Genomic DNA, 17490 nt, shown 5'->3' with positions numbered 1-17490 from the left:
TATCAAGAGTAATTTTTTTAAAAAGGGAATTATCATATATTTGACAAGTCATTCATAGCACTGTTTTTTATGTAATTTTTCACAAAAAGTGAAGTTAAAGAACAGCTTAGCTACAAATAAATATTAACATTATTTTTGATTATGAAATTACTAGAAGGAAAAGTTGCCATTATTACGGGCGCTAGTCGTGGAATTGGAAGAGGAATTGCTGAAGTTTTTGCTAAACATGGCGCAAATGTTGCTTTTACATACAGCTCATCTGTAGCTTCTGCAGAAGCTTTAGAAGCTGAATTGAACGGTTTAGGAATTAAAGCAAAAGGATACCAGTCTAATGCGGCCGATTTTAATGAAGCGCAAACTTTTGTGGATGCTGTTTTGGCTGATTTCGGAACAGTAGATATCTTAATTAACAATGCCGGAATTACAAAAGACAACCTGTTAATGCGTATGTCTGAAGCAGATTTCGATCAGGTTATCGATGTAAACCTGAAATCTGTATTTAATATGACAAAAGCAATTCAAAAAACCTTTTTGAAACAACGTTCTGGTTCTATTATCAATATTAGTTCAGTAGTAGGGGTTTCAGGAAATGCAGGACAAACAAACTATGCAGCTTCAAAAGCAGGTGCAATTGGTTTTACTAAATCTGTTGCATTAGAGTTAGGATCACGTAATATTCGTTGCAATGCAATTGCTCCTGGTTTTATTGAAACGGAGATGACTGCAAAATTGAATGAAGATGTAGTAAAAGGATGGAGAGATGGAATTCCATTAAAAAGAGGCGGAAGTGCAGAAGATGTTGCCAATGCTTGTCTTTTCTTAGCTTCAGACTTGAGTTCTTACGTTACAGGACAAGTACTTAATGTTTGCGGAGGAATGCTTACCTAAAAATAATTTAAGGATTCAATAATTGGAAAATTCAAAGATTACTAATCTTTCAATCTTTTAATTTTTAATTTTTTTTAATCTTTCAATTAATAATATATGACTACAAACACGATTCTATTAATATTACTTTCTTTAGTAATCGCAGTTGGTTTGTCTTATTTTCAATATTTTTTTAAAGCCAAAAACAAATCCAATGTGATTTGGTTTTTGGCTTTCTTACGTTTTTTAGCCATTTTTGGACTGCTGGTTTTATTGATAAACCCAATAATGACCAAAAATTCGCTTGAGATTACCAAAACACCACTTGCAATTGCCGTCGACAATTCAAGTTCAATTACCGCTTTAAAATCAGATCAAAAAGTGGTCGAACTGCATCAGAAATTAATTTCAAATCCTGCGTTACGTGAAAAATTTGAAATTCAATCTTATCAGTTTGACGCAGATTTTAAGCCTTCTGAGAAATTTGACTTTAAAGGAAAACAAACCAATCTCGATGAAGTCGCTAAAAATTTAAAAAGCATCAACAAAAATCTGATCTTTCCAACCGTAATCATAACAGATGGAAATCAGACTACAGGAAACGATTATGTATATCGTTTTGACCCTGTCAATAAAGTTTATCCTCTGGTTGTAGGAGATACAACCACTTTTTTAGACCTGAAAATCAATCAGCTCAACGTAAACAAATACGCATTTCACAAAAATAAATTCCCGGTTGAAGTATTCCTTCAGTACGCAGGGGATAAAACCACAAATGCCGATTTCACCATTTCACAGGGCGGTAAAGTTATTGCCAAAGAGAAAGTTTCTTTTTCTCCTGCTAAAAAAACAGCAACCTTAAACCTGCTTTTACCGGCTGATAAAGTAGGGCTACAGATTTTTAAAGCAGCAGTTACTTCAAATACCAAAGAGAAGAACAGCTACAACAATATCAAAAATTTTGCAGTCGAAATCATCGATCAAAAATCGACCATTGCAATCGTTTCGGCAATAAATCATCCTGATATTGCAGCTCTGAAACGCGCTATTGAAGTGAATGCACAGCGTAAAGTGATATTAGTTAAGCCAAACGATATTAGCCAGTTACAAGAAGTGTCGGTTTTAGTTTTGTATCAGCCAACAACTGCCTTTAAAGCAATATTCGACAACAACAAACTGGCAGCGGCAAATACCTTTATCATTACCGGTAACAATACCGATTTTAACTATCTGAACCAACAACAAAAAAACCTAGTGTTCAAAATGAGCGGACAAAGGGAAGATTATCTCTGCGAATTTCAATCACAATTTAACTTATTTGCGGTAGACGATATTGGTTTTGAAAATTTTCCGCCCCTACAAAATTTATTCGGAACAGTTACAACTAACGGAAATGTATCTGTTCTGCTTTCTTCAAAAATAAGAAACGTTTCTACAAACGCCCCGTTATTGGCCTTTACTGAGGATCATGGAAAAAGAACCGCTTTTCTTTTAGGAGAAAACAGCTGGAAGTGGCGTTTACAAAGTCATATTGACAATCAGTCGTTTGAAAAATACGATGTTTTTATAGATAAAATCATTCAGTACCTGGCTTCCACAACGACCAAAAAATCTTTGGTCGTTACACACGAAAGCTTTTATAATTCGGGTGAATCGATTGTCATCAATGCCCAGTATTTTAATAAAAATTATGAATTTGACGAAAAGGCAAGACTAACTATTACAGTAACAAATACTGAGACCAAACAAGTTAAAAACTATGATTTACTAAAAGGAAACAATTCCTTCTCTGTAAATCTGGACGGATTATCAACGGGAAAGTATAACTTTACGGTAAAAGAATTAAATACAAACACGGCTTATTCAGGCCATTTTGAAATTTTAGATTTTGATATCGAAAAACAATTTGTAAATCCGGATGTTCAGAAATTAAAGCAACTGGCGCTTCAAACCAATGGAAAAGCTTTCTTTGAAAATCAGGCAGATGATTTAATTCAACAACTTTTGGAGAATAAAGAATACAAATCAATTGAAAAAAATGTTTCCACCAAAACGCCTTTGATTGATTGGGTTTGGCTGTTGATTTTAATAGCTTTAGTATTGACCGCAGAATGGTTTATCCGTAAATACAATGGATTATTGTAAGTAATAGTTATACGAATTTCATAAAGGGGCGAATTTTATTAGATAAATAGTCAAATTATTTATCCTGAAGTAGTTAACTTGAATATTAAATGGTACTAAAGAGAATTATTACTTTTTTTAGCTTATTTTTTCTAGGTACTTTATCGCTTATTTATATCAGCGCTAGAAGAGAAAACAGAAAAGATTACAATTTTATAGTCACTAGAATTATCGAAGGAGCAAAGGGCGATATAACTGTTAGTGACGCTAAGAATGAATTTGGTTTTGCAAATTTTCATTCTTATAAAAGAGACATTGAAAAATCAGATAGTTTAGTAAAAAAAGCTTTTTCAAAAAACGTTTATATTTACAGAAAGAATAAAAAGACAGGTAAATATAATTTAATGTTAATATTAAATGAATCAGGAATATTTCCTATAGACTGGCAATAAAACTTTTTTCTGTAATAAATTTCAAAGAATAACTGCAAAATAGTTTAAATTTATAAAAAGCACTCTTGGTGTACTTTGCGGATCCTTCGAGAATCTCTATGATACAATTAGAACATAGTGTTTTTCGTAACTTGAAACTTTAAACATGAAACAAAACTAACTAACACAATGGATTTCAGGCTAAAAGTATTCTACACTGTCGCGGTCCGCCTTAACTTTACTAAAGCGGCATCAGAATTATATATTTCCCAGCCAGCAGTTTCCAAACACATTCAGGAACTGGAAGAAACCTATAAAACCAAACTTTTTGAACGTAACGGCTCCAAAATTGCTTTAACTCCGGCCGGAGAAATCCTGCTGAAACACACCAAAAGCATCTTTGAAATCTATCGCGAAATAGACTTTGAAATGAGCTCCTTTATTAATGAGCGTCAGGGTTTATTGAGGCTAGGAGCGAGCACAACAATTTCTCAGTACATTATTTCTCCCGTTTTGGCACGTTTTCATCAAAAACAGAAAGACATCAAAGTCAATTTGCTGAATGGAAATACAGAGCAAATTGAGAATGCTTTGATCCACAAAGAAATAGAGATTGGAATTGTTGAAGGACAATCTAAAAACCAGTCTATTAAATATACTCCGTTTTTAAAAGACGAACTTGTTTTAGTGTGCAACACCAAAAATCCCTTAATCAGGCAAAATGAAATTTCATTGGAAGATCTAAAATCGATGAAATTCATCACCCGGGAACGCGGATCAGGAACACTTGAAGTTATAGAGTACGCTTTAAAACAACTCAATGTAAAAATAAGTGATTTACAAATCGAAATGCAATTAGGCAGCACCGAAAGTATTAAATCCTACTTGTTAAATTCAGATTGTCTGGCTTTTATGTCCATACACGCAGTAGATAAAGAACTTAAGAATAACGAATTAATGGTTCTGGATGTGGCTGGCTTATCGGTTGAGCGTTATTTTTACATCATTACTTTACTTGGAAAACCAAACGCCTTGGCGGAGTTATTTATTCAAAACATCTCTTCTTATTATAACTTAGAGTTATAGCCTATCGCGTTTTACGATTGGTAAATATCATATAAACGACTGACCTTTGTACAAGAAATATCAAATTACTTATTTTGAAAACAACACAACATACATCGGCTCGTTTATTTCAAATCAATCAACACCTGCAACAAGCATTATTTGCTTTTATAATTGTATTGTGTATATTCTCCATCATTTCACCTCCCATAGCTTTATTGCTTGGTGTAATTCTCGTAAATGTTTTTGGAAATCCTTTTGTAAAATTCAACTATGTAGCGATTACTTTTTTACTTCAGTTTTCTGTCGTAGGTTTAGGCTTTGGAATGAATGCCACAGCGGCGTTATCGGCCGGAAAAGAAGGTTTTGTACTTACCATATTTTCTATTTTCAGTACCTTAATTTTGGGGACTTTTCTAGGAAAATGGTTCAAAACCGAAAAGAAAACATCACACTTAATCTCATGCGGAACTGCTATTTGCGGAGGAAGCGCCATTGCTGCCATTTCACCCGTCATCAAATCAAAAGAAAATCAGACCTCAATCGCTTTGGGGGTTATCTTTATACTCAATTCAATAGCATTGTTTGTCTTCCCGTTTATTGGGCATCAACTTGATTTGTCACAGAAAGATTTTGGATTGTGGTGTGCTATTGCTATTCATGACACTAGTTCTGTAGTAGGAGCGGCTAATAAATATGGCGCTGAAGCTTTACAAATTGCCACTACAGTAAAGCTTGCCAGAGCGTTATGGATCATTCCAATATCACTTTTAACGGCAGTGCTTTTCAAGAATAAGAATTCTAAAATTAAGATTCCGTATTTCATCGGTTTATTTATTCTGGCAATGCTTCTCAATACGTATGTACCACAAACAGCTATTGTAGCACCACATATTGTGGCTATCGCTAAAGTTGGTTTAACGATTACTTTATTCCTGATTGGCGCTACTTTGAATGTGACCACTTTAAAATCAGTAGGGGTGATGCCTTTGTTACAGGGAATTCTTCTTTGGATATTTATCGCTACTCTGGGTCTTGCTTCGATTTTGTACTTAGGTTAAAGCAATTGGCTATTTTATCTTAGAAAATTTGACAATTGGCTTATCAACTATCTTATAGCGATTGCCTTTAAATGAAAAACGTCTCTCAATTACAAAATCAAACTGCTTTTTTGTTTTCGCCATAGCAGCTATTTCCTCGGGTAACGTCACTTCAAATTCATCATTGACCCTCTCAGCTTTGTTATAAGAACCATTTGTTTTGACAATAATATCTCTAAAGTGTTTTTTAGCAGCATCATTTACCACCGTATACGAACCCGACCATTCCACACTGGCAACATTGGTAAGCTTGTAATCGTAAACCTCCATAACAGGCTGGTATTTGCCATTAAATCCGGCAACCAGGTAAAGAATTCCTTCAAACGGACCTCCTGCGCCACCATTGACATGGGTAAAGGTAAAGGCATACTGATCTTCTCCAATTTGTACCAACTTAGGCGAGGGAGCCTGAGCGAAAGAACCAAAGGCTGCAATTGCAGGCTGAAACGATCTCATTTGCCAGACTGTACCATTTTTTGCAAACTTGGCTACTCCTGCAAGTCCACCCAAAAATCTTCCTGTCTGCAATCCATCCTCGTCATAAAAAGAGTGATTGAATAGCAATAGTTTAAACTGATTTCCTTTAGAATCGGTATAATCAAGGTTACCAAGAACACGTGTTGCAACACCATTGTCGTAAGGAAACAACTGATCGCCTTCGACTTCATTAACATCATTGTAAGCAGCTGGTTCGCAAGTTTTGCATTTCCAGCTTATAAAAGTATTGTGATCCGAAAGATTATATTGTTTTCCCGGAAACAGTTTTTGCATCGTTTTAACGGCCTCCAACGGATCAGATACCTCAAGTGTTCTTTTGGAGTTAAGAATAGTATCAGAAACATTCTTTAGTTCTACTATATCTTCCTGAGCAGAACAAACAGAAACAAAGAAAAAGAAAAGAAGGCTAAGTCGGATCAGGCGCATATTTTTAAAACTAGGATAAAACGGAACGAATTTACAAAGAAACTTTTAATTGTAACTTCTATGATTTCAGCATCAAAAAAATAAAACAAACTTAATTTCATAATCTTTACTGCTATTCCCTTTGAAATGTACATAAATAAAATAAATTTGCACCTCTAACAAAAATAAAAATGAAAAACTTAAGAATGAAACCAAGACTAATCGCATTATTTGCATTGGCAATTGGTTTTTTGACATTATCCTGGGGGATTGTTGGTCACGAACGTATCAATAAAGCTGCAGTTATGGCTTTGCCACAACCGCTTTTGATCTTTTTCTACAACCACATCGATTTTATTACACAAGAAGCTTCTGTACCGGATATCCGAAAATATGCCCTGAATTACAAAGACGAAAATCCAAGACATTATTTTGATATGGAGAGCTTTGGCAGAGTAGACAGCATCCCACAAACATTAGAAGCTGCAAAGAAAAAATATGATGCTAAATTCTTAAACGAAAACGGAATCTTACCTTGGTATATCGAAGATATGATGGTAAAATTAACCAAAGCTTTTAAAGACAAAAACAGAGCAGAAATTCTATTTCTTGCGGCTGATTTAGGTCATTATATAGGTGACGCTCACATGCCGTTACATACATCTTCAAATCATGACGGACAGTTGACTGATCAAAAGGGAATTCACTCTCTTTGGGAAAGCAGACTTCCGGAGCTATTTGCTAAAAACTACAAGTTAAATGTTCCACAGGCCCAATATTATGAAGATGTTCATAAAGCAACATGGGACATGATTAACGATACGCATAGCTTAGTTCAGCCGTTATTAGATGTAGATAAAAAACTTAGAACTGCCACACCGGAGAATCAGGTATTTAAAATGGATGCAGAAGGAAAAGTGGTAAAAAGCAAATATAACACCTCTGTTTTCTCTGATGATTATGCTAAGAAATTGCACAAAGAATTAAACGGAATGGTTGAAAGTCAAATGAGAAAAGCCATTACAGCAACAGCGAGTTTTTGGTACACAGCATGGGTAAATGCAGGAAAACCTGATTTAAGCGAGTTAGATGCACCGGCAGTTACACAAAGAAACTACCAGCCTTTAAGAGACGATTTAAAGCTATTCCAGCAAGGTGACTTATTTGGAATGAAAAATCAAAATGATTAAGAGCTTTCAGTCGCAGTAGCAGTCCTAATGCTTGATTTTAGTTTACAGATTGTAACTAAATTTATTATATAAAAACAGCCTCAAATTCTAATGAACCTGAGGCTCTTTTTTGTTTCCTATTTAGTTTTATTTTTAAGACTTAGCTTCTAACTGAAACCATTACCGGTATTTAAACTGAGACTGATACCGGGACCGGAGACTAATACTGATACTTTTTGTTTTTCAGCATATCCGAAGCCGTCTGATAAAAAGAAATAGTCTCCTTTATCAGGTCGTCTCTCTCTGTTTTCATAGGTATTTCATTGTAATCAATCTGAAATTCCGGAGCAATGCCGGGTTTTGTATTGATTTGTAAATCAAATTGTTTTACTTGTTGCTTAGGCGACAGTATCGTTAAAACATTGTCTTTAATCAGGCCCATATCCTGATAAGTTGCTATAAAAGCTCTTGGTTTGTAATCTGGTTTTAAAACATCCTGACCAAAAAACTTACTTTCATAACTAAAGTTTAATAATCCAAAAAGAGTAGGCATCACATCAATCTGCGACATCAACCGATTGTATTTTTGAGGTTTTCCATTCGGATCATAAATAAATCCGGGAATTCTGTACTTGTCTAACGGGAGTTGCGTTTTTCCGGCACTTGATGCGCAATGATCGGCAACGATTACGAAAAGTGTATTTTTAAACCAGGATTGTTTACTGGCCATTTCAAAGAATTTTTTCAAGGCATAATCGGTATATTTTACACCGCCATCACGGGATTTCGCATCGCCCGGAATATCTATTTTATTATTCGGATAGGTAAAAGGTCTATGGTTACTTACCGTCATGATATGATTAAAGAATGGTTTCTTCTGCTTTTCTTCCGCATCCATCACCTTTATAGCTTTGTTGTACATGTCTTCGTCACAAACACCCCAAACGTTTGAAAAGGTAATCTCTTCCGGAGAAAAACTCAATTTGTCTACAATTTCATAGCCATTTCCTGAATAGAAATCCTGCATATTATCGAAGAAAGCATCTCCGCCATACAAATACTTCAAATTGTAACCTTTTTGCTTAAAAATAGCTCCTGTCGAAAATTTATTCTTATTATCTTCTCTTTTCACCACACTTTCGCCGGCAGTTGGCGGCAAACAAAGTGTTACGGCTTCCAGTCCGCGTACCGTTCTGTTTCCTGTAGCGTACAAATTGGTAAACAGTAAACTTTTTTGAGCCAGACTGTCTAAGAAAGGAGTAATATTTTGCTCATTTCCATACATCTTCATAAAGTCGGCACTATAACTTTCAATGGTAATCAGAACCACATTTTTACGGATTTCTGTAGAATCACCGATGATGGTTCTTTGTGTTGTTTGCCCCTTAATCGTAGGAAACTGCTGTTTTAAAAGTGCAAAAGCCTCTTCATTAGGAAGTGTTTTGTAGAATTTAAAATAATCCAGTTTGCTGTTCTCAAATGCTAGGTAAAACTTATACAATCCGTTTGCCTGCAATTCATTAACAAACACGTTCTTTGAATTTTCTGTTTTTGCCAAGGTTGGAATCGCAACCAACGAAACGACAAATAAACCAAGATAAATAGCCGTAATTTTTACTTTCTCGTTTAATGTTGGAATAGCATCAATATAGTTTCTGGATCTCTTAAGAAGAAAGTAAGTTACGATTCCGGTTACTAAGAATAAAGCAGAGAATATTGGAACAACAGGGTAAGATTCCATAATGTTACCAATGACCTCATTGGTATAAATTAAATAATTTACCGCAATAAAATTATACTTTACACCAAATTCGTTCCAAAAGAAATACTCACTTAATCCGTTTTGTAGAATTAATAACACATATAAGAATATCACAAATGCAAACAACCAATATCTAATTTTAGCTCTTAGTTTGGGAAGAAACAGTAAAAGTGCAAAAAGTGCCATCTTAATTCCTATAAAAATCAGAACAATTAGAGGCAATGCACCGCCGTATTCGTCAAAAACACTTTTTCCGGAAGCCACATAAATAAAGAGTAAAGCAAAAATGCCTAAAATAATATAACCGGAGGGTTTGTTGTATTTAGAATTTGATATAAAAATGAGATACAGCCATAAAAAAACACTTACTAGAGCAAAAACAAAAAAATCAGAAACAAGTCCTAAGACAAAGATTTTTAAACTCTCAAGAATGGTAAATGAGCTTTGTGTGATAGGATGAAAGAATAAAACAATTCTTAACAATAAGCTAACAATAAAATAAAAGAGAGCCAGGTTGTAGATTGGAGAAAACTTTTTTGAAAGGGTCATTAATTCTTTTTTTAATTTAAATAATTATAAACTTTAAATACCAAAACATCTGAAAATATTATAAAATTGACGAAAATAGTATAATTTTCCAAGCCAATAAATAATATTTAATGTGTTTTAACACAAATTCTGAAAATATTATTCCTTTTGAGACAAAAATAATTCCATTAAATTAATTCGGGATGAAGTTATCCTTTTGCCTTTCTTAGTGTTAACTTAAAGTTTTCTTAAGTTGGACATTTTTACGCTATTCTGATGGTTTTAAACCTTTTCTGATTTCAAAAGTTTTATCTTTGAGGTTAAAAAATCGCCGTTTAATCTAAAATATATCAGTAAAATGCACATTCTAATAGTTGAAGATGAGTTAGGTATTGTTCAGTTTCTGCAACAGGGCCTACAGGAAGAAGGATATCAAATTACGACAGCCAATGATGGTTCTAAAGGTTTTGAATTGATCCACAGCCAACATTTTGATTTAATTTTATTAGATTGGATGCTGCCAAAAATTAACGGATTAGATTTGTGCAAAGCCATTAGAGTTAAAGATCAAAAAACACCCATTATTTTTCTAACGGCAAAAGATACCGTTCAGGAAACGATTGAAGGCTTAAAGGCCGGAGCAAATGACTACATCAAAAAACCATTTAGCTTTGAAGAACTGGTGGAACGCATTAAAATTCACTTTAGAAATCAAAAAGGCTCGGAAAACCTGACTCTGGGTACTATAAAAATCGACCTATTAAAACATATTGTCCTAAAAAACAATGAAGAAATTGCATTGACCCAAAGAGAGTTTGAGCTGTTAAAATATTTAATTCAGAACAAAGGAAAAGTCTGCACACGAAATCAGATATTAAAGGATGTCTGGGAAATTAATTTCGAATACGACACCGGTGTTATTGATGTTTTCATGAATGCTATCCGAAAAAAACTCAATTTAAAAATTGAAGAAGATTATATTAAAACAATTCGCGGTATCGGCTATATCGCTAACGATCTATAAATGACACAGCTTTCTTTTAAAAACAGAATTGCATTAAACTACATTATTACAACGGGACTATTAATTGTAGCCGTTTTTTCTGTTATCTATTCTATTGTAAAACACACCGTTTACAGTCATATTGATGAAAAAATCAAAGTTGAAATTCAAAATCATCTCGAAGAAATCAAAGAGGTCGATGGTAAAGTAATTCTAATAGACGAAGAGGAATGGAACGAAAGAGAACACAATACAGTAGATGTCAATCCTGTATTTGTAGAATTTCTCGATCTCAACAAAAAAATCATCGAAAAAGCACCAAACTTAAAAACGCAAAACCTAAAATTTAATGATTCTGTTGAAGATTTTGAACTGTTTGATACTAAAATGGGAGACCATGCCATTAGACAAATTCAGGTTCCGCTTCATCTTAAAGGCAAAAAAATAGGATATGTAATCGTAGCCATGTCGTTGGCCGATTCTAAAATGGTACTGAATAATTTATTTGACATCATGTGCCTTTCTTTTCTGGGTATTTTACTATTGTTATTTTTTATTGCCCGATTCTTTGCAGGAAGAAGCATAAAACCAATTAATGCCATAATTAACACTTCGAAGATTATCACAAAAGACAATCTAAAAACTCGTATTGCCTTACCTAAAACAAAGGACGAGTTGTATACGCTGTCCAAAACGATAAACAATCTGCTGAATCGAATTGAAGACGCAATTGAACGCGAAAAAGAGTTTACCTCCGACGCCTCTCACGAACTAAGAACACCTCTTACCGTTATCAAAGGAACACTTGAAGTTTTAATTCGTAAACCTCGGGATAACAAAGAATATGAAGATAAAATTAATTATTGCATCAAAGAAGTTGACCATTTAAACATGCTCGTAGATCAGCTGTTATTAATGGCCCGTTTTGAAAACCAGAAGAAAGACATCAATACAGAATCAGTATACTTAAATTCAGTCATTTTAGATGTTTTCAGATTAAATTCGGAGAAGATTAACAGCCAAAACATCAAAGTCAAATTTGATGTTTCGCAAGATTATTATATCCAATCCGATAATTTTTTAGTCATTACAATACTTAGAAATATTATCTCGAATGCGATCAAATATTCACATCACGGAGGAGAAATTACCATTCTGCTTTCACAACAAAACGAAAAAATTGTTTGCAGAATTTCTGATAATGGAATCGGAATTGCTAAGCAGGACTTAGATGCTATTTTTAGTCCTTTTTTCAGATCAAACTCTACAGAACACCCGGAGATTAAAGGAACAGGATTAGGGCTTTCAATTGTACAAAGAATAACAGAATTACTTCATATTAAATTTAAAATTGAAAGCGAAATAGGGGTAGGGACAACGGTAATTTTGTATTTCAATCTAAATAAAAAAATGGCATCTTAAATTCTAAAAATCCAATAAAAATCAGGGCTTGAGCATTTATTTAACAATAAACTATCGTTAAGTTAAATTAAAAAATGCTTTTTTATGAAAATAACTATTATATTTGCAACCGAATCAAAGAATTAAAAAACAAAACAAGTCATGATTTCTATTCAATTACATCATCATCATTTTCATTATTGCTCTCAGGCGATGTGTTAATGGTATGTGTGTAAATCATCATATTTTAAAACCCGTTTGAGTACATCAAACGGGTTTTTTTATACCACTTCTTTGTACTCAGACTATTAATTCAAAAAAAACTAAAAAATGAGTACATTAAAAATTGCAATTCAAAAATCAGGTCGGTTAAACGAAGACAGCATTCAAATCCTTAAAGATTGTGGTATTTCAATCAACAACGGAAACGATCAGTTAAAAGCCGAGGCTTCCAATTTTCCTCTAGAAGTTTTATACCTTCGAAATTCAGACATTCCTCAATATCTAATTGACGGAGTTGTAGATCTGGCTATAGTTGGTGATAATCTGCTAGTTGAAAAAGCCAAGCACGTCGAAGTCATTCAAAAACTCGGATTCTCAAAATGCAAAGTCTCTGTAGCTGTCCCTAAAGCCTTTGAATACAACTCCATACAAGATTTAGCAGGTCTGCGTGTAGCGACCTCTTATCCCAATACCGTTAATGAATATTTTAACTCTTTTGGATTAACAGTCGATATTCACCAGATTTCAGGTTCTGTCGAAATTGCTCCCAATATAGGACTAGCAGATGCCATTGTAGATATCGTATCCAGTGGAAGCACTTTATTCAAAAACAACCTGAAAGAGGTGGAAGTAATTCTGAAAAGTGAAGCCGTTTTAGCAGTTTCTCCAAAAGTATCTCCAGAGATTCAAAAACACATTGATACCTTAAAATTCAGAATTCAGTCTGTCTTAAGAGCACGAAACTCAAAATACATTCTAATGAATGTTCCAAACGACAAAATTGAAGAAATTGGAAAAATCCTACCTGTTCTTCGAAGCCTTACCGTTCTGCCGTTGGCTCAGGAAGGATGGAGCAGTGTTCACTCAGTAATCGACAAAGACACCTTTTGGGATGTAATTGACAAATTGAAAGATGCCGGAGCCGAAGGAATTTTGGTTTGCCCAATCGAAAAAATGGTTCTTTAATGCACTTCGTGCGCTGTAAGCAATAAGCTTTAAGCTATATGCTGACAGATTAAAGAAAAAACAAAACTGCTTATAGCCTAAAGCTTAAAGCCTAAAGCATTAAAAGAAATGAATAAAATAAACAATCCAAAACCAGACACCTGGTCAGAAATATTAAAAAGACCAACTAAAACGATCGATGATATCGAAGTTACAGTTAAAGAAATCTTTAAAGAAGTACAGAAAAAAGGAGATGAAGCCGTGGCAAAATACACTTCAATTTTTGACGGAATTGCTTTAGAGAATTACGAAGTTTCACCGGAAGAAATTCAGGAAGCTGTTAGTTCGATTTCTAATGAATTAAAATTTGCTATTCAATTAGCAAAAGAAAATATTTATAAGTTTCATACCGCCCAAAAAACAGAGAAAATTTTAATCGAAACAACAGAAGGAGTAAACTGTTGGCAAGAGAAAAGACCTATTCAGAAAATTGGCTTATACATTCCGGGCGGAACAGCACCTTTATTTTCAACCGTTTTAATGTTGGCTGTTCCTGCTGAAATTGCTGGTTGCAAAGAAATTGTACTATGTTCTCCACCCGATAAATCAGGAAAAATAAATCCCGCTATTTTGTATGCGGCTAATTTGTGCGGTGTAACCAAAATATTGAAAGTTGGCGGAATCCAGGCCATTGCCGGAATGACATTCGGGACAAAATCAATTCCGAAAGTATATAAAATCTTTGGACCTGGAAATCAATTCGTAACCGTAGCAAAACAACTCGCTACTCAGTTTGGAGTAGCGATTGATATGCCGGCAGGGCCTTCAGAATTGCTTGTAGTAGCCGATGATACGGCGGTCCCTGCCTTTGTAGCTTCCGATTTATTATCACAAGCGGAGCACGGAACCGACAGTCAGGTAATTTTAGTTTCGACTTCTAAAAAACTAATTGAAACGGTTGAAAAGGAGATACAAATTCAGATTGAAGAACTTCCCCGAAAAGCGATTGCGCAAAAAGCCATTGAAAATTCAAAACTAATTTATGTAGAAAACGATCAGATCGCTTTGGATTTAATCAACGAGTATGGCCCCGAACACTTTATTATCTGTTCCCAATATGATGATTTCTATTGTAACGGAATTGTAAATGCAGGTTCTGTTTTTATTGGGAATTATACTCCTGAAAGTGCCGGAGATTACGCTTCCGGAACCAATCACACCTTGCCGACAAATGGTTACGCTAAAAATTACAGCGGAGTGAATCTGGATAGTTTCATGAAAGCAATGACTTTTCAGAAAATCACTGAAAAAGGAATTCAAAAGATTGGCAACGCGATCGAAATTATGGCTGAAGCTGAAGGGTTGCAAGCGCATAAAAATGCGGTGACGTTGCGATTAAAGAGTTTGGAGGGAAGAGAATAGAACCAAGAGAATAGAACCAAGAGAATAGAACCAAGAGAATAGAACCAAGAGAATAGAACCAAGAGAATATAACAAAGAAGATAGAACATAGGAGCAAGAGTGCCATATACAGATTAGACAAGAAGTCTTTACTCTTGGCTCTTGAATCTATTATCTAAAAGAAAAAAGAAAGAGATGAAATTCGACATAAACACAATAACAAGAGAAAACGTAAAATCTTTGAAACCCTATTCATCAGCGCGTGATGAGTTTGAAGATTTTGATACTGCCGAAATGATTTTTCTGGATGCCAATGAAAATCCATTTCAGAATGGAGTGAATCGTTATCCGGATCCACAGCAGAATTCGGTTAAGGCGATACTGGCAAAGAATAACAAAGTGAAATCAAATCAGATTTTATTAGGAAACGGGAGCGATGAAGTCCTGGATTTACTATTCAGAGCTTTCTGCGAACCGAAAATCGACAATATTATCTCATTGCCTCCAACATACGGAATGTACAGAGTTTTGGCAAATATCAATGCAATTGAAAACAGAGAAGTACTGCTTTCAAGCGACTTTCAGCCACAAGTAGATCAAATTTTAAATGCTGCCGATGAGCAAACAAAAATTATCTTCTTATGCTCTCCAAACAATCCTACCGGGAATTCTTTTTCAGATGAGAGCGTTGTAAAATTGCTTCAGAATTTTGAAGGCTTGGTGGTGATTGATGAAGCTTATATTGACTTTTCGGAAAAAGAAAGTTGGCTTACTGAGATCGACGAATATCCAAACTTAATTATTACACAAACACTTTCAAAAGCATATGGATTGGCTGGAATTCGTTTGGGAATTTGTTATGGATCTCAAGCTGTAATTTCAGTGTTGAACAAAATAAAACCTCCGTATAATGTAAACGAACTGACACAACAAAGAGCAATAAGCCGATTGAACGATTCTAATAAAATAAAACAGGAAATAGATTCAATTATTGAGCAAAGAGAAGAGTTAGTTAAAGTTTTACTTCAAGTGAGTTTTATTGAAAAAGTATATCCGACTGAAGCTAATTTTGTATTGGTAAAAGTTGATGACGCCAATAGAAGATACAAACAGCTTATTGAAAAAGGAATCGTAATTCGAAACAGAACCAACCAGCCACTATGCGAAAATTGTCTGCGTTTGACCATTGGAACAAAAGAAGAAAACGCTGTTTTGATAAAGGAAATAAATTCGTTGAAATAAATTCTTACGCACAGATTGATTCTCAATCTTGTCATTTCGACGAAGGAGAAATCTTCACAAGAAACTCCACAAAGCTTGCTTAGTAAAACGGAGATTTCTCCTTCGTCGAAATGACAAACTGGAGAGATTAGGAAATATAAAAGTGACAACAGAGGTCACAAAAATATAAAATATGAAAAAAGTACTTTTTATCGATCGTGACGGAACGATTGTTTTAGAACCTGAAAATTACCAGTTAGATGCTTTAGAAAAAGTAGAATTTTATCCGAAAGCGTTTCAGTATCTGGCTAAAATTGCCAATGAATTAGATTATGAACTGGCAATGGTTACGAATCAGGACGGACTAGGAACAGATAGTTTTCCTGAAGATACATTTTGGCCAATACAAAATTTTATTTTAAAAGCCTTTGAAAATGAAGGAGTTTCGTTTGATGAAATTTTTATAGACAAATCATTTCCGGAAGATAATGCGCCAACTCGAAAACCCAGAACCGGAATGTTGACAAAATATATTAATAATCCGGAGTATGATCTGGCAAATTCTTTTGTTTTAGGAGATCGTTTGACGGATGTTGAACTGGCCAAAAATCTGGGAGCAAAAGCAATCTTTATCAATGATAATGACGGAATAGGAAGTAATGAAATCTCATCTAAACGCGAAGAGTTAGATGAAACCATTATTCTTCAGACCATGAGCTGGAAAAGAATCTATGAGTTTTTAAAACTGGAAGCACGTTCTGCTTCGATTACGCGTAAAACCAATGAAACCGATATTTTTATTAACTTAAATCTGGACGGAACCGGAAAAAGTAAAATCGAGACCGGAATTGCTTTCTTTGATCACATGCTAGATCAAATTTCCCGTCACGGACAAATGGACCTGGAAATTCTAGTTAAAGGTGACTTGGAGGTTGATGAGCACCACACGATTGAAGACATAGCAATTGCGTTAGGAGAAGTTTTTGCAAAAGCCTTAGGAAACAAACTGGGAATCGAACGATATGGTTTCTGTTTGCCTATGGATGATTGCCTGGCACAGGTCGCAATAGATTTTGGGGGAAGAAACTGGCTGGTTTGGGAAACTGAGTTTAAACGTGAAATGGTAGGCAAAATGCCAACCGAAATGTTTTTTCATTTCTTTAAATCCTTCTCAGATGGAGCAAAAGCAAACATCAACATCAAAGCTGAAGGAACAAACGAGCATCACAAAATCGAAGCTATCTTTAAGGCTTTTGCAAAAGCGATAAAAGTAGCGGTAAAAAGAGACACTGAAAAAATGATTTTGCCTTCAACGAAAGGAATGCTTTAATAAGTCAAAAGAGGAAAG

General features: G+C 34.6%; 14 protein-coding genes. 12 read left to right on the top strand and 2 right to left on the bottom strand.

Going from position 1 to position 17490, the window contains the following annotated elements:
• Positions 1-141: 141 nt before the first annotated feature.
• The 5 genes from fabG (at position 142) to AC3IS6_RS16330 (ending at position 5548) form a co-directional block, all read left to right on the top strand.
• Entirely contained in the window at positions 142-888 is a 747-nt protein-coding gene (gene fabG, locus AC3IS6_RS16350) for a 3-oxoacyl-[acyl-carrier-protein] reductase (protein ID WP_173967752.1), read from the top strand.
• 96 nt (positions 889-984) lie between these two features.
• On the top strand, positions 985-3012 hold the full coding sequence (locus AC3IS6_RS16345; protein WP_489160909.1) for a hypothetical protein: 2028 nt from the start codon (positions 985-987) through the stop codon (positions 3010-3012).
• Positions 3013-3101: 89 nt separating this feature from the next.
• Positions 3102-3443 carry a hypothetical protein gene (locus tag AC3IS6_RS16340; RefSeq protein ID WP_489160908.1) on the top strand — a complete coding sequence of 114 codons (342 nt, stop codon included), beginning with the start codon at positions 3102-3104 and terminating at the stop codon, positions 3441-3443.
• A gap of 168 nt (positions 3444-3611) precedes the next feature.
• Positions 3612-4508, top strand: coding sequence for a LysR family transcriptional regulator (locus tag AC3IS6_RS16335; RefSeq protein ID WP_489160906.1), 897 nt, complete (start codon positions 3612-3614; stop codon positions 4506-4508).
• Between the two features lie 74 nt (positions 4509-4582).
• Entirely contained in the window at positions 4583-5548 is a 966-nt protein-coding gene (locus AC3IS6_RS16330) for a YeiH family protein (RefSeq protein WP_489160904.1), read from the top strand.
• 9 nt (positions 5549-5557) lie between these two features.
• Here the strand turns inward: AC3IS6_RS16330 and AC3IS6_RS16325 are convergent, their stop codons facing one another.
• Positions 5558-6511, bottom strand: a complete 954-nt coding sequence (locus AC3IS6_RS16325) for a hypothetical protein (protein WP_489160902.1) — start codon at positions 6509-6511, stop codon at positions 5558-5560.
• Positions 6512-6681: 170 nt separating this feature from the next.
• On the opposite strand from AC3IS6_RS16325, the gene AC3IS6_RS16320 reads away from it, so the two are divergent.
• The gene (locus tag AC3IS6_RS16320) at positions 6682-7680 is read left to right on the top strand and encodes a zinc dependent phospholipase C family protein (protein ID WP_489160901.1); all 999 of its coding nucleotides are present in this window, start codon (positions 6682-6684) and stop codon (positions 7678-7680) included.
• A 199-nt stretch (positions 7681-7879) separates the two neighbouring features.
• Here the strand turns inward: AC3IS6_RS16320 and AC3IS6_RS16315 are convergent, their stop codons facing one another.
• The gene (locus AC3IS6_RS16315) at positions 7880-9970 is read right to left on the bottom strand and encodes an LTA synthase family protein (protein ID WP_489160899.1); all 2091 of its coding nucleotides are present in this window, start codon (positions 9968-9970) and stop codon (positions 7880-7882) included.
• Positions 9971-10307: 337 nt separating this feature from the next.
• Between AC3IS6_RS16315 and AC3IS6_RS16310 the strand changes: the two genes are divergently transcribed.
• The 6 genes from AC3IS6_RS16310 (at position 10308) to hisB (ending at position 17472) form a co-directional block, all read left to right on the top strand.
• A complete protein-coding gene (locus tag AC3IS6_RS16310) occupies positions 10308-10973 on the top strand; it encodes a response regulator transcription factor (RefSeq protein ID WP_489160897.1) in 666 nt (221 codons plus the stop codon).
• A complete protein-coding gene (locus tag AC3IS6_RS16305; RefSeq protein WP_489160896.1) occupies positions 10974-12374 on the top strand; it encodes a sensor histidine kinase in 1401 nt (466 codons plus the stop codon).
• A 309-nt stretch (positions 12375-12683) separates the two neighbouring features.
• A complete protein-coding gene (gene hisG / locus AC3IS6_RS16300; RefSeq protein WP_489160894.1) occupies positions 12684-13541 on the top strand; it encodes an ATP phosphoribosyltransferase in 858 nt (285 codons plus the stop codon).
• 108 nt (positions 13542-13649) lie between these two features.
• A complete protein-coding gene (hisD, locus tag AC3IS6_RS16295) occupies positions 13650-14942 on the top strand; it encodes a histidinol dehydrogenase (RefSeq protein ID WP_489160893.1) in 1293 nt (430 codons plus the stop codon).
• 174 nt (positions 14943-15116) lie between these two features.
• The gene (hisC, locus tag AC3IS6_RS16290; protein WP_489160891.1) at positions 15117-16163 is read left to right on the top strand and encodes a histidinol-phosphate transaminase; all 1047 of its coding nucleotides are present in this window, start codon (positions 15117-15119) and stop codon (positions 16161-16163) included.
• 172 nt (positions 16164-16335) lie between these two features.
• Positions 16336-17472 (top strand): bifunctional histidinol-phosphatase/imidazoleglycerol-phosphate dehydratase HisB, encoded by a 1137-nt coding sequence (hisB, locus tag AC3IS6_RS16285; protein ID WP_489160889.1) that lies wholly within the window; start codon positions 16336-16338, stop codon positions 17470-17472.
• The last annotated feature ends 18 nt before the right edge of the window (positions 17473-17490 follow it).

This window comes from Flavobacterium sp. KH_035, from assembly GCF_057839565.1.
This window is presented reverse-complemented; position numbering and strand designations above follow the sequence as displayed.

What these genes read in the sequence shown, in the direction of transcription:
- fabG (WP_173967752.1), top strand. Translation starts at nt 142, where the DNA reads ATGAAATTACTAGAAGGAAAAGTTGCCATTATTACGGGCGCTAGTCGT.
- AC3IS6_RS16345 (WP_489160909.1), top strand. Translation starts at nt 985, where the DNA reads ATGACTACAAACACGATTCTATTAATATTACTTTCTTTAGTAATCGCA.
- AC3IS6_RS16340 (WP_489160908.1), top strand. Translation starts at nt 3,102, where the DNA reads ATGGTACTAAAGAGAATTATTACTTTTTTTAGCTTATTTTTTCTAGGT.
- AC3IS6_RS16325 (WP_489160902.1), bottom strand. Translation starts at nt 6,511, where the DNA reads ATGCGCCTGATCCGACTTAGCCTTCTTTTCTTTTTCTTTGTTTCTGTT.
- AC3IS6_RS16320 (WP_489160901.1), top strand. Translation starts at nt 6,682, where the DNA reads ATGAAAAACTTAAGAATGAAACCAAGACTAATCGCATTATTTGCATTG.
- AC3IS6_RS16310 (WP_489160897.1), top strand. Translation starts at nt 10,308, where the DNA reads ATGCACATTCTAATAGTTGAAGATGAGTTAGGTATTGTTCAGTTTCTG.
- AC3IS6_RS16305 (WP_489160896.1), top strand. Translation starts at nt 10,974, where the DNA reads ATGACACAGCTTTCTTTTAAAAACAGAATTGCATTAAACTACATTATT.
- AC3IS6_RS16315 (WP_489160899.1), bottom strand. Translation starts at nt 9,970, where the DNA reads ATGACCCTTTCAAAAAAGTTTTCTCCAATCTACAACCTGGCTCTCTTT.
- hisG (WP_489160894.1), top strand. Translation starts at nt 12,684, where the DNA reads ATGAGTACATTAAAAATTGCAATTCAAAAATCAGGTCGGTTAAACGAA.
- hisB (WP_489160889.1), top strand. Translation starts at nt 16,336, where the DNA reads ATGAAAAAAGTACTTTTTATCGATCGTGACGGAACGATTGTTTTAGAA.
- hisC (WP_489160891.1), top strand. Translation starts at nt 15,117, where the DNA reads ATGAAATTCGACATAAACACAATAACAAGAGAAAACGTAAAATCTTTG.
- AC3IS6_RS16335 (WP_489160906.1), top strand. Translation starts at nt 3,612, where the DNA reads ATGGATTTCAGGCTAAAAGTATTCTACACTGTCGCGGTCCGCCTTAAC.
- hisD (WP_489160893.1), top strand. Translation starts at nt 13,650, where the DNA reads ATGAATAAAATAAACAATCCAAAACCAGACACCTGGTCAGAAATATTA.